The sequence below is a fragment of the Streptomyces sp. NPDC050617 genome, from assembly GCF_040654795.1.
GTDB lineage: Bacteria > Actinomycetota > Actinomycetes > Streptomycetales > Streptomycetaceae > Streptomyces.
In genome coordinates, this window is sequence record NZ_JBFAIS010000001.1 from 412,101 (window position 1) to 424,264 (window position 12,164).

Annotated in this window: 10 protein-coding genes; 4 read left to right on the forward strand and 6 right to left on the reverse strand. The window is 73.4% G+C overall.

Going from position 1 to position 12,164, the window contains the following annotated elements; genetic code table 11:
- Positions 1-96: 96 nt before the first annotated feature.
- The gene (locus AB0I49_RS01740) at positions 97-810 is read right to left on the reverse strand and encodes a response regulator transcription factor (protein WP_363224735.1); all 714 of its coding nucleotides are present in this window, start codon (positions 808-810) and stop codon (positions 97-99) included.
- Complete coding sequence (locus AB0I49_RS01745) at positions 807-2,102, reverse strand: histidine kinase (protein WP_363224736.1); 1,296 nt, start codon at positions 2,100-2,102, stop codon at positions 807-809. The genes AB0I49_RS01740 and AB0I49_RS01745 overlap by 4 nt, the downstream gene beginning before the upstream one ends.
- A gap of 123 nt (positions 2,103-2,225) precedes the next feature.
- On the opposite strand from AB0I49_RS01745, the gene AB0I49_RS01750 reads away from it, so the two are divergent.
- On the forward strand, positions 2,226-2,453 hold the full coding sequence (locus AB0I49_RS01750; RefSeq protein ID WP_363224737.1) for a hypothetical protein: 228 nt from the start codon (positions 2,226-2,228) through the stop codon (positions 2,451-2,453).
- 11 nt (positions 2,454-2,464) lie between these two features.
- On the opposite strand, the gene treY is transcribed toward AB0I49_RS01750, so the two are convergent.
- Together treY and glgX are read right to left on the reverse strand one after the other, a co-directional pair.
- On the reverse strand, positions 2,465-4,963 hold the full coding sequence (treY, locus tag AB0I49_RS01755) for a malto-oligosyltrehalose synthase (RefSeq protein ID WP_363224738.1): 2,499 nt from the start codon (positions 4,961-4,963) through the stop codon (positions 2,465-2,467).
- Between the two features lie 203 nt (positions 4,964-5,166).
- Positions 5,167-7,329: a glycogen debranching protein GlgX gene (glgX, locus tag AB0I49_RS01760; protein WP_363224740.1), complete on the reverse strand. Its 2,163-nt coding sequence runs from the start codon at positions 7,327-7,329 to the stop codon at positions 5,167-5,169.
- A 490-nt stretch (positions 7,330-7,819) separates the two neighbouring features.
- Here glgX and AB0I49_RS01765 point away from each other — a divergent pair, with 490 nt between their 5' ends.
- The 3 genes from AB0I49_RS01765 (at position 7,820) to AB0I49_RS01775 (ending at position 10,877) form a co-directional block, all read left to right on the forward strand.
- On the forward strand, positions 7,820-9,064 hold the full coding sequence (locus AB0I49_RS01765; protein ID WP_363224741.1) for an SAV2148 family HEPN domain-containing protein: 1,245 nt from the start codon (positions 7,820-7,822) through the stop codon (positions 9,062-9,064).
- 122 nt (positions 9,065-9,186) lie between these two features.
- Positions 9,187-9,972, forward strand: a complete 786-nt coding sequence (locus tag AB0I49_RS01770; RefSeq protein WP_363224742.1) for an exonuclease domain-containing protein — start codon at positions 9,187-9,189, stop codon at positions 9,970-9,972.
- Between the two features lie 149 nt (positions 9,973-10,121).
- The gene (locus tag AB0I49_RS01775) at positions 10,122-10,877 is read left to right on the forward strand and encodes a DUF6796 family protein (protein ID WP_363224743.1); all 756 of its coding nucleotides are present in this window, start codon (positions 10,122-10,124) and stop codon (positions 10,875-10,877) included.
- A gap of 31 nt (positions 10,878-10,908) precedes the next feature.
- Here the strand turns inward: AB0I49_RS01775 and AB0I49_RS01780 are convergent, their stop codons facing one another.
- Positions 10,909-11,400, reverse strand: a complete 492-nt coding sequence (locus AB0I49_RS01780) for a DinB family protein (protein WP_363224744.1) — start codon at positions 11,398-11,400, stop codon at positions 10,909-10,911.
- A 119-nt stretch (positions 11,401-11,519) separates the two neighbouring features.
- A complete protein-coding gene (locus AB0I49_RS01785) occupies positions 11,520-12,161 on the reverse strand; it encodes a class I SAM-dependent methyltransferase (RefSeq protein WP_363224745.1) in 642 nt (213 codons plus the stop codon).
- Positions 12,162-12,164 lie beyond the last annotated feature (3 nt).

Sequence of the window (12,164 nt, forward strand, 5' to 3'; positions counted from 1 at the left end):
GCTCCCCTGTCCCTCGGACTGTCCCCTCGGACGGCGATGTCCCCATGGTGCTCCACGATGGGCGCTCGCGCGCCCGCCGAGTCGCCTCATTCCCGGTCATTCCCGGTCGAGCAGCCCCGCGTCGTGGGCCAGCAGCGCGATCTGGACACGGTTCGACAGGTCGAGTTTGGCGAGAATCCGCGACACGTGCGTCTTGACGGTCGCGACGCTCATGAACAGCGCCGCGCCGATCTCGGCGTTCGCCCTGCCCTGCCCGACCGCGACGGCCACCTCGCGCTCCCGGTCGTTCAACTGCCCCAGCAGGGCTCGCGCCCGCGCCCGGCGGCCGTCCGCGCCCGAGCCCGCCACATGCGAGACGAGCTGCCGCACCACGGCCGGCGAGAGCGCCGGCTCGCCCGCCGCCACCTGCCGTACGGCCGCGACGATCTCGGCCGGCGGCGTGTCCTTCAGGACGAACCCGGCCGCCCCGGCCCGCAGCGCGCGCAGCACCTGTTCGTCGGCGTGGAACGTCGTCAACACGATGACCTGCGGCGGGTGCGGGTGCCGCCGCAGCTCCTCGGCCGCCGCCAGCCCGTCCACGGTCGGCATCCGGATGTCCATGAGGACGACGTCGGGCGCGTACCGGTCCACCAGCGGCAGCACCTCGCCGCCGTCGGACGCCTCGGCGACGATCTCCAGATCCGGCGCGCCGCCCAGCATGAGCCGCAGCCCGGCCCGTACGAGCGGGTCGTCGTCCACGAGCAGCAGCCGTACGGGGGGTGACGCGGGGTCGTCTTCGCGGGTGGTGGCCGGTCGGGCTGGTTCGGTCATGAGGGCCACGGTAGCCAGGCGGCGAGCCGGAAGGCAGCGCCGTCCGCACCGCCCACCGCCCCGCTCTCCAGCCGGCCGCCCGCGAGCTGCGCCCGCTCGGCGAGGCCGATCAGCCCCTGCCCGGCCCCGGGGATCGCCGACTGCGAAGCGCCCGGAGCCAGCGGACCGCCCGCGTCCGCGCCCGAGGCCGAGGCCGCGTCCGTGGCCGGCAGCGGATTGCTGACGGTCACGTTCAGCCCCTCGCCCGCCGCCCCCGTGATCCGTACGTCGACCGTCGCGTCCGGGGCGTGCTTACGGGCGTTGGTCAGCCCTTCCTGCACGATCCGGTAGGCCGTACGGCCGGTGGCGGCGGGCACGGCATCGGCCCCGGTACCGGCCCCGGTATCGGCACCGCCCCCTGCCGGCAGCGGCTCGTACGAGACGTCCGTACCGGCCAGCCGCGCCTCCGCCACCAGGCGCGGCAGGTCGGCCAGGGTCGGCTGCGGCCGGGCCCCGCCGCCCTCGCCCTCGCCGCCCTCGCCCTCGCCGCCCTCGCCGTCGTCGCCCTCGTCGTCCGGGGCGCGGAGCACCCCGATGACCTCCCGCAGATCCTCCAGCGCCTGGTGCGCGCTGTCGCGGATCACTCCGGCCGCCACGGCGATCTGCTCCGGCGGCGCGTCCGGGCGGTATTCGAGCGCGCCCGCGTGGACGCTCAGCAGCGACAGCCGATGCGCCAGCACGTCGTGCATCTCGCGCGCGATCCGCTCCCGCGTCAGCCGCTGCGCCCGCTCCGCCCGCAGCCCGGCCTCGGCCTCGGCGCGCCGCGCCCGCTCGCGCAGCGACAGCAGGAGCTGACGGCGGGAGCGGACGAACATGCCCCAGCCGACCACCGCGAGATAGAGCATGGACCCGACCAGGATCGCCGTGACGAGGGGAAGGTCCGGATCGGGCCGCACGACCGGGTAGACGGCCGTGGTCGCCACGGCCAGGCCGCCCAGCCACGCGGTGACCCGGAACGGCCGGTGCACGGCGACCGTGAACAGCGCCACCGCCGCCGCCCCCGGCACGAACTGCGAGAACGCGCTGAGCGCCACCAGCACCGTCGCCAGCGCCACCGGCCACCGCCGGCGCAGCCACAGCGCGGCGCAGCTCAGCGCGCCCACCACCTGGTCGGCGACGAGCACGCCGTGCGTCGTGCCGGGCACCCGCGCCGCGGAGTCGGCGGTGAGCAGGATGAAGCCCGCGGCGAGCACGAAGCAGGAGATGTCGACGGTCCAGTCGCGTGCCGTACGGGCCCCGGATGAGCTGTTCATGTCGACGAACCTACTGACCGGACGGGCGCCGCGGACTGCCGCGAACCCGATCGTCGACCAAAGTCGCACAGCCGTATACCTTCGGCCGACCCGCTCCCGCCCGCGCCTTCCTAGCGTGGCGGGATGAAGAAGACTTGGGAGCTGCTGGGCGTGGTCCTGTTCGTAGAAGGCGCCGCGGCCCTGGTGTGCCACTTCACCGGCTGGCACCGTCCGGTGTGGCTGTTCACGCGCCTCCCCTTCCTGAAGGGCTACGAGGTGTTCGCGGGCATCGTCCTGGCCGCACTCGGCGCTGCGGTTCTCGTCGCGTCGGATGCCCTCTCGGACGCCCTCGCCAAGCGGAAGGACGACTGACGCGCACCGGCTCACGCCCGTACGAGCAACGCCACCGGGCAGCGGTCCAGCAGCTCGGCCAGCGGCACGGAGGGACCGCCGAAGCCCCGGCCCGTCAGCAGTTCGCGCCAGCCGCCTCCCTCCGCGTCCGGGAACCGCAGCGCGGTGGAGCGCCAGCCGCCGGACTCCGCGAGGCGGCGGGGGAGCCGGGTGACCACGCTGACCGCCGCGCCCGAGCGGACGAAGGCGGTGCAGTGGCCGGCGGCCGGACCGGCGGCCTCCAGCGACTCGTACGAGGCGGCGCCGCCGAACCACTCGGGGTGCGCCCGGCGCAGCCGCAGGGCGGCGCGCGTGAGCAGGAGTTTCTCGTCCGAGAGGCCGCTCGGGGCTTCGTCGGTCCCCGTGAGGGGCCCGTCCGGGAGGCGCGGCGGGCGGCGGTTGTCCGGGTCGACGAGGGCGAGATATTCGCGTTCGGTGCCCATGTAGAGGTCCGGTACGCCCGGCATGGTCAGGTGCAGCAGGGCCGCTCCGAGCGTGTTGGCCCGTACGGACGGCGCGATCTCGGCGCGGAACCGGGCCAGTTCGGCCCCCGCCGGACCGCAGGGCCCCGCCTCCACGAACGCCGTCACCGCCGCCTCGTACGCCGCGTCCGGCTCGGTCCAGGTGGTGCGCAACGCCGCCTCGCGCACGCTCTTGAGCACCGCCGGCGCCAGCCGTGCGGCCTCCGTTTCGGCGGCCTCCGTTTCGGCGGCCTCCGCTTGGGCGGCCTCCGTTTGGGCGGTCCCCGTTTCGGTGGAACCGGCCAGCCCCAGCGCCAGTTGCCACGCCACCCAGGCCACATGGGCATCGGGCGCGCCGCCCGCCGCCGTATGGTGCGCGTCCCGGTCCAGGGGCTTCAGGGACTCCAGTGACGCCAGCAACTCGCGCCACTGGCGCGGATGTTCGGCGAGCGCCGCGATCCGCGCCCGGACGTCAGCGCTCCGCTTCGTGTCGTGCGTGGACAGGACCGTTCCGGAGGCGGGCCAGTCGCGTTGCGTACGGGCGCAGTAGGCGTGGAACTCCCGCGGGGAGACGGCCGGGCGCTCGGGCGCGCCGCCGACCTCGGCGGCGGACAGCAGCGGCGCGTAGCGGTAGAAGGCGGTGTCCTCGACGGACTTGGCGCGCAGCGCGGAGGCGGTCTGCGCGAAGCGCGCGCAGAAGTCCCGCTGATCCGGGCCGTCCCCCAGCAGCCCGAGCGCCGCGTCCCGCACGACGTCCACGGCGTGCGCCTCCTCGGGCACCGCGAAGGCCGTACGAGCCCCCTCGGCGGCCTCCTGGAGCATCGCCGCGTCCTCGGGCGCGACGGGCGAGCCGGGCACGGCGTACGGGCGATAGACGGGCAGCCGGACCAGGGTCTCGCGGATCGCGGTGCGCAGCGCGGCCGGCGCGTGGTCGCGCAGCGCGGGGCGGGCCGCGCAGATCCGGTCGGCGGTGCGCACCAGGCGCTCGGTCTCCGAGGCCAGCTCGTGGGCGGCGACCCGGTGGGCCGCGCGGCGCGCCGTCGCGGGCCAGTCGCCGCCCTGGTCGGCGGCGGGGGCGGCGAAGGCGCGGTAGACGTCGGCCAGTTCCCGGACTCCCTCGGGATCGAGGAAGAGGCCGTCGATGTGCGCGAGCGCGTCGTAGCCGGTGGTCCCGGCGACCGGCCAGTCGGCGGGCAGCCGCTCGCCGCGGCCGAGGATCTTCTCCACGACGGTCCACCGGCCCCGGGCCGCCCCGCGCAGCCGCCGCAGGTACCCGGCCGGGTCGGCGAGGCCGTCCGGGTGGTCCACGCGCAGCCCGTCGAGCACGCCGCCCCGCAGCAGCTCCACCACCTTGGCGTGGGTGGCGTCGAAGACCTCGGGGTCCTCGACGCGCACCGCGATCAGGTCGGAGACGGTGAAGAAGCGCCGGTAGTTGAGGTCCGTACGGGCGAGGCGCCACCAGCCGAGCCGGTACCACTGGTGGTCCAGGACGCCGGGCAGCGGCAGCCGCTCGGTGCCGGGGCGGAGCGGGAACTCATGGTCGTAATAGCGCAGCACCGAGCCCGATACGGAGAGGTGGCGCAGCTCCTCGCCGAGCCGGCCGCCGAGCACGGGCAGCAGCACCTTGCCGCCGTGCTCGGCCCAGTCGATGTCGAACCAGCGCGCGTACGGCGAGGCCGGGCCGTCCCGCAGCACCTCCCACAGCGGGCGGTTGAGCCGCTCGGGGGCGGGGACGGCCATGTGGTTCGGCACGATGTCGAGGACCAGGCCGAGCCCGTGCGCGTGCGCGGTACGGGCCAGCGCGCGCAGCCCGTCCTCGCCGCCCAGCTCCGCCCGTACGGCGCCGTGGTCCACCACGTCGTAGCCGTGCGCGGAGCCCGGCACGGCCTCCAGGACGGGGGAGAGGTGCAGATGCGAGACGCCCAGGGAGGCGAGGTAGGGGACGGCCCGTTCGGCGGCGGCGAACGGGAACTCCGGCTGGAGCTGGAGCCGGTAGGTGGCGGTGGGCGGTGCGGCGGGATCGGGCCTCATGGGAACGTACGTACCCGCGGCGACGGGCTCCGCCGAACCGCGTGGTCGGTACACGCACTATCGGGTCGCGGGGCCGCAGGGCGGGAGGGCCGCAGGCCCGCAAGGGGCGGCAGGACCGTACGGTCACAGGGCCGCGGAGTCACCAGAGCCGCAGGGCCGCAGAGCCACAGCGTCAGAAGGACAGGACCTCATGCTCCGTGGGTTCAGGCCGGGCGTTGGAGGACGGCCAGGCTGCGGTCCGCGAGAGTGAGCCGGTCGCCGCCCTGGACCTTGTGCCCGTCGCGCTCGACTCCGTCCGGCCGGGCCGTGTCCACGATCAGCTGCCACTGCCTCCCATGGTCGACCGGCACCGTGAATTCGATGGACTCGTCGTGCGCGTTGAACATCAGCAGGAACGAATCATCGGTGATCGACTCGCCGCGCGGGCCCGGCTCCGAGATGGCGCTCCCGTTCAGGAAGACCGTCAGCGACTTGGCCTGATCGGCCTGCCAGTCGCGCTGGTCCATGTCCTCGCCCTCGGGCGTGAACCAGGAGATGTCGGACAGGTCGTCGTGCGTACCCTGCATCGGACGCCCGTGGAAGAAGCGGCGGCGGCGGAAGACCGCGTGGTCGCGGCGGAGCCACACCATGGAGCGGGTGAAGTCGAGCAGCCGGCGGGCCGGATCGCCGCCCTCCCGGTCTTCCCCGCCGTCCTCGCCGCCATCGCCCTCCGTGTCAGGAGACGGCCAGCGCACCCAGGAGATCTCGTTGTCCTGGCAGTAGGCGTTGTTGTTGCCGCCCTGCGTACGGGCGAACTCGTCGCCGTGGCTGAGCATCGGCACGCCCTGGGAGAGCATCAGCGTGGCGATGAAGTTGCGCATCTGCCGCTCGCGCAGCGCGAGCACCTCGGGGTCGTCGGTGTCGCCCTCCGCGCCGCAGTTCCAGGAGCGGTTGTGGCTCTCGCCGTCCTGGTTGTCCTCGCCGTTGGCCTCGTTGTGCTTCTCGTTGTACGAGACCAGGTCGTGCAGGGTGAAGCCGTCGTGGCAGGTGACGAAGTTGACCGAGGCGAGCGGGCGGCGGCCGTCGCCCTGGTAGAGGTCGGAGGAGCCGGTCAGCCGGGAGCCGAACTCGGCCAGCGTCCGGGGCTCGCCGCGCCACATGTCCCGCACGGTGTCCCGGAACTTTCCGTTCCACTCGGTCCACAAAGGCGGGAAATTGCCCACCTGATAGCCGCCCTCGCCCACGTCCCAGGGCTCGGCGATCAGCTTCACCTGACTCACCACCGGGTCCTGCTGCACCAGGTCGAAGAACGAGGAGAGCCGGTCCACCTCGTGGAACTGGCGCGCCAGCGTCGCCGCCAGATCGAAGCGGAAGCCGTCCACTCGCATCTCGGTCACCCAGTAGCGCAGCGAGTCCATGATCAGCTGGAGCACATGGGGGCTGCGCATCAACAGGGAGTTGCCGGTGCCCGTGGTGTCCATGTAGTAGCGCGGATCGTCGGTCAGCCGGTAGTACGAGACGTTGTCCAGCCCCCGGAAGGAGAGCGTGGGCCCGAGGTGGTTGCCCTCGGCGGTGTGGTTGTAGACCACGTCCAGGATCACTTCGATGCCCGCCGCGTGCAGCGCCCGCACCGCGGACTTGAACTCCAGCACCTGCTGCCCGCGGTCGCCCCAGGAGGCGTACGCGTTGTGCGGCGCGAAGAAGCCGATGGTGTTGTAGCCCCAGTAGTTGGCCAGAGAGGAGTCCACCAGCCGGTGGTCCTGTACGAACTGGTGCACCGGCATCAGCTCCAACGCCGTGACCCCCAGCTTCGTCAGATGGTCGATGACCGCCGGGTGGGCCAGCGCCGCGTAGGTGCCGCGCAGCTCCTGGGGCAGCTCCGGGTGGAGCATCGTCAGCCCCTTGACGTGGGCCTCGTAGATCACCGTGCGGTGGTAGTCGGTGCGCGGCGGCCGGTCGTCGCCCCAGTCGAAGTACGGGTTGACGACCACCGAGGACATCATGTGCGGCGCCGAGTCCATGTCATTGCGCTTCTCGGGCCGCTCGAAGTGGTAGCCGTAGACCGCCTCGCCCCAGTCGATCTGCCCGCCGACCGCCCGCGCGTACGGGTCGAGCAGCAGCTTCGCGGAGTTGCAGCGGTGCCCGCGCTCCGGCTCGTACGGGCCGTGCGCCCGGAAGCCGTAGCGCTGACCGGGCATGACGCCGGGCAGATAGGCGTGGCGGACGAACGCGTCCGTCTCGCGCAGCTCCACCGCCGTCTCCGAGCCGTCGTCGTGCAGCAGACACAGTTCGATCCGCTCGGCGGTCTCCGAGAAGACCGCGAAGTTGGTGCCGGCGCCGTCGTACGTGGCACCGAGGGGGTACGCCTGTCCCGGCCAGACCTGCATGAGTCGACTCTTCCACTTCTCCATCGGGCGCCGTGGGGACCCCTGCTCCAGGTCGGATGGGAATCCTCGTCCAACTGACGCCTTCGTGCGGTCCTTTCGGCAGATCTTCCCCAAAAGCAGAGCGGCCACCTCTCACTTCGGTCAGTCCAACTGGGTGACCTTCGGACAAATGGGTGTGGCCCGGACATGGCCCGCCGCCCTGGCCGGGTACGGGCCGTGCCACGGCCGGATACGGGCCGCGCCAGGGCCGGACACGGGCCGCCGCCCTCACCGGGCCGTGGCGCCGCCGCGGCCGGGCCGGCGGGGCCGCCCCAGTGACCTCCCGGCGGGCGGCCGCTATGAATCCGCTCACTCCCTCCGCCGGGCCCGGCCGCAACGTGCACCGCGAGTAGGAGAGTTGGTGGAGGACTGCACCCGTCGGGCTGCACCGCACTCCCACCGCGCAGTAGTCTGCCTTGATCGTTGGACGGGGGCGGAAGGCGGTGCACAGGTGAGCTCGGGCGGGTTGGAGCTGCCCCCGGGAAGCGAGACTTCCGAGGGGGACGGCTCGACCGACGCTCCACCCGGCGCGGTGTCCCTGGCACGGCCGATGGAGATCGGCGCGGAGCTGGACTGGGGCGCCGACGCGTGGAGCGAGGTGCGTACGCGGGCGCGGCGCGCCGGACGGGCCTACATCTGGCTCAACCTCGTCGAACAGCGGCTGCGCGCCGTCGTCGCCGCGGTGCTGCGGCCGGTCTACGAACCGGTGCACGGCGAGGAGGAGTGGGTCGTCGCCGCCGCCGGGCCCGCCGGGCAGGAGTGGGTGCAGCGCGCCGCCGCCGTACGGGAGGTGAGCCGCCGCAAGGGCTATCTGCTCGACCCGGCCGACGACAACGTGCTCTCCTTCCTCACCCTGCCCCAGCTGCGCGAACTGCTCGTACAGCACTGGCCCTGCTTCGAGCCCTACATCGACGACCGGCGCGAGCTGGAGCTGGCCCTCGACGAGCTGGAGGTCTCCCGCAACGTCGTCTCCCGCAACCGCGCGCTGTCCGTGACCGTCCTCGCCCAGGCCGAACGGGCCTCCGCCCGGCTGCTGGAGATCCTCGGCACCGGCGCCCACGGCCCCGCAGCCGGCCGGCTGCCCGTCGACGCCGTGGAGGACCTGGTCGGCGACCGGTACGCGGACGTCATCGGCGTGCACTCCGACCGGGTGCGCCTCCAGCGGCAGCTGCCCGTGGAAGACCTCTTCGGCAGCGCCCGCCGCCTCGACGCGGTCGGCATAGGTCTGAACCTCCTCGTGCAGAACTACTCGGGGCGGCGGCTCGTGCGGCTCGCCGAGGCCGGCTGCCGCTCCAGACTGCTCTTCCTCAACCCCGCGAGCAGCGCTGTCCGCCGCCGGGAGCGCGAACTCGGCATCAAAAAGGGCGAGATGAGCCGCTCCGTCGAGATGAACATCATGCACATGCGGCGCGTACGCGACCGGCTCCGGGACACCGCGGCCTTCGAGATCCGCGTCTTCGACGAGACGCCGCGCTTCACCGCCTACCTCGTCAACGGCGACGGCGCGGACGGCCTCGCCGTCGTCCAGTCCTACCTCCGCAAGGCGCGCGGCATGGAGGCGCCGGTGCTGGTGCTGCGCGGCGGGGGACGGGAGCGGGACGTGGTGCGGGAGGACCAGGACGCCGACAACGGACTCTTCGCTACATACCGGGAGGAGTTCGACGGGGTGTGGGCGGACTCGCGGCCGGTGTCGTAAAGCGGCCAGTGTCGTGAAGGCGGGCCCGGGGGGCGGGGGACCCGGGGGACTGGGGCCATTGTCAGTGGGGCATGCGAGGCTGGGGACCAGTCGGGGGAAGCACCACAGAGGAGGGGGCCGCGATGAGCTGGTACCGCGGGACACTGACCGGATTCGACCTGGAGACGACGGGCACGGACATCGAGCACGACCGCGTCGTCACCGCCGCGCTCGTCCGGCTGGAGCCGGACGGCGGCATCGCGGGGGAGCGCACCTGGCTGCTCGATCCGGGGATCGCGATCCCCGAAGAGGCCGCCGCCATCCACGGCATCTCCACGGAGCGGGCCCGCGCCCACGGCTCCCCGGCCGCGCCCGCCATAGCGGAGATCGCGGACGCCGTCGCCGAAGTGCTGCGCGCGGGCGCCCCGCTCGTGGTCATGAACGCGCGATACGACCTGTCGCTGCTGGACCGCGAGTGCCGCCGCCACGGCGTCGAACCGCTGTCGGAGCGGCTGGGCTCCGGTCCCTGGCCGGTCGTCGACCCGCTCGTACTGGACAAGCACGCGGACCGGTACCGCAAGGGCAAGCGCACCCTGCAAGCGCTCTGCGCCCACTACGGCGTGCCGCTCGACGGCGCGCACCACGCGGAGGCGGACGCGGCGGCCGCCGCCCGTACGGCACGGTGCGTGGGCGAGACGTACGAGCCGGTCGGCTCGATGCCCCTCGCCGACCTGTACGGACTCCAAGTCGAGGCGGCGGCCGAGCAGTCCGCCTCCTTGCAGAGCTACCTGCGCCGCACGTCGAACCCCACGGCGTACATCGAGCCCGCCTGGCCGGTGATACCGAACGGCGACGGCCGCGCCGAGACCGGCTCCGGGTCCGCCGCGATCCCCGCGCAACGGGCGGGCGGCCACCCTCGGGTGAGCTGACGACGGCTCACGTACTCTCACCGCGGCGATCCGGCGCTGGGCGGGCGCGAGTTGAGGTCCTCTCTGCACCGCCCCGTTTAGTTAGGTTAGGCTAACCAAACTTTGATCATTGCGCCGGGCGTCGGCGGTGTGCGGATGGGTGGGACGGAATGAGACTGGTGCGGCTCGCCGGGATCGCGGGCGTTCTGGCGTCGATCGCGTGGCTGCTCGGGGACATTCTGCTGCTGGGCAAACCCATGGCGTCGGCCGCCGACCACCCCCTGCTGAACGACTACAGCGGAACGGCCGGCGACTCGCTGGCCGCGATGCTGTCGGCGTCCACGTCGCGGCTGGCGTGGGGAGCGCTGCTCGGCGTACTGACCGGCCCGCTGTACCTCGTCGCGTGCTGGCACCTGTACCAGGGCCTCCGCCCGGCCCGCCGGCTGCTCTCCCTGCCGCCGTTCCTGCTGCTGACCGCGGGCTTCGCCCTCGCACCCTTCGCCCACGGGTCCTTCTACTACTGGGGTCAGGCGGCGAAAGCGGTCGACGCCTCCGGCGCGCGGTCGGCCGCACTGACCGGCCTGCCGGGCGACATGGCGGACGTCCTGATGATCCCCTACGCGGTGCTGCTGGCGTGCTGGGTGCTGGGGTCCGTATGGATGGCCGTCTGCGTGCTCCGGGGCTCCACCGCCTTCCCCCGGTGGATGTGCGTGGTGAACCCGCTGATCTTCCTGCCGCTCGGGGGGCTCGTCGCGGCGGTGCTGCCCGGCCCGGTGGGGACCGCGGTCCAGGGCGCGCAGCTGAGCATCGGCAATCTGCTGATGTTCACCGTGTCGACCATCGCGCTGTGGAAGGCGCCGGCGGGCGCCGCCACGCGCCGGACGGCGCCGGCCGCCGCGACGGAGGGCGCGGCCCAGGTGCGGTGACCCGCGTCGACGACCCTGCGGGGCCATGCGACTACCGTCCCGTGGAGCCGTCGATGAGTTCGCGGAGGATGTCGGCGTGGCCCGCGTGGCGGCCGGTCTCCTCGATCATGTGGGTCAGGGCCCAGCGAACGCTCGGCGCGGCCCCGGAGCGCCCCGGCCGGGGAAGCGGCGCGCCGAGGTCGGCGCACCCGTCGAGCACCTCGTTCGCACGGGCCACGGCCGCCCGGTAGCGGGCGACGGCGTCGGCGACGCTCTCCTCGGGGGCGGGCCGGAGTGTCGCCTGCCAGTCGGTGACCTTCTCGCCCGTGAACATCGCGCTCTCGACGGCGGTCAGATGGTTGATCAGGCCGAGCAAGGTCGTACCCGAGGGCACCGCCGACGTGCGTGCCTGCGGCTCCGGGGCTCCCTCGACTTTCGCGGCGATCGAGACGCGCAGATAGTCGAGGAAGCCGCGCAGGACGTCGGCTTCGCTGTCGGCGGTGCGGGGCGGAGGGGTGTCGCTGCGGCGAGGGGTGGCGGACATGGCGTTCTCCAGTGCGGTGTTCTTACGGTCCTTGCCGGGGTGGGCGGCGTCAGGCGGGCGTCATCGGGCGGGTGGTGCCAGGCGGACGGCACCGGGCGGGTGGTGCCAGGCGGGCGGTGTCAGGCGTCGCGGCGGATGAGCAGTACGTGGTCGACGACCTCGGCGGTGGTCCCGTCGGGGCCGGTCGCGGTCCGGCGCGGCGAGTCGGCGCGTTCGACCGTCCACTGCTCGGGCGAGAGGCGCATCGGTTCCGCGACCTCCTGAGGGGTCGGGTACCGCACGTCCGGGTCCTGGTTCCAGGACCACGGGGCCGTCGATCCGTGATCGACCACCAGGAGCCGGCCGCCCGGACGCAGCAGATCGGCGGCGGAGCGGAGGATGGCCGTCCGGTCCATCTCGTAGGGGGCGTGGAAGTAGTGGGCGGTGACGAGATCGAGCCGCAGCTCGGGCAGCGAGGCGCGCGCGTCGTGCTGCTCGGCGGTGATCCGGTCGTCCAGGCCGCGCGAGCGGGCCAGTTCGGTAAGGCGCGAGGTCGCCACGGCCGAGACGTCGAGGGCGGTGACCCGCCAGCCCCGGCCCGCGAGCCACAGCGCGTCGCCGCCGCCACCGCAACCGAGGTCCAGTGCGTCCCCCGGAGGCAGTTCGGACACCACCTCGACCAGCCGGGCGTTCGGCCGCGGATCAACGGCCGCGGGCCGCTGCGCGTACATCGTGTCCCAGAACGTCGCCGCGTCGTACGCCGCTGCGTCGGTGCGTTCCATCGG

Excerpts from the sequence above, each read along its gene's own strand:
- AB0I49_RS01740 (WP_363224735.1), bottom strand. The coding sequence starts at position 810 with ATGACCGAACCAGCCCGACCGGCCACCACCCGCGAAGACGACCCCGCG.
- AB0I49_RS01745 (WP_363224736.1), bottom strand. The coding sequence starts at position 2,102 with ATGAACAGCTCATCCGGGGCCCGTACGGCACGCGACTGGACCGTCGAC.
- AB0I49_RS01750 (WP_363224737.1), top strand. The coding sequence starts at position 2,226 with ATGAAGAAGACTTGGGAGCTGCTGGGCGTGGTCCTGTTCGTAGAAGGC.
- treY (WP_363224738.1), bottom strand. The coding sequence starts at position 4,963 with ATGAGGCCCGATCCCGCCGCACCGCCCACCGCCACCTACCGGCTCCAG.
- glgX (WP_363224740.1), bottom strand. The coding sequence starts at position 7,329 with ATGCAGGTCTGGCCGGGACAGGCGTACCCCCTCGGTGCCACGTACGAC.
- AB0I49_RS01770 (WP_363224742.1), top strand. The coding sequence starts at position 9,187 with ATGAGCTGGTACCGCGGGACACTGACCGGATTCGACCTGGAGACGACG.
- AB0I49_RS01775 (WP_363224743.1), top strand. The coding sequence starts at position 10,122 with ATGAGACTGGTGCGGCTCGCCGGGATCGCGGGCGTTCTGGCGTCGATC.
- AB0I49_RS01780 (WP_363224744.1), bottom strand. The coding sequence starts at position 11,400 with ATGTCCGCCACCCCTCGCCGCAGCGACACCCCTCCGCCCCGCACCGCC.
- AB0I49_RS01785 (WP_363224745.1), bottom strand. The coding sequence starts at position 12,161 with ATGGAACGCACCGACGCAGCGGCGTACGACGCGGCGACGTTCTGGGAC.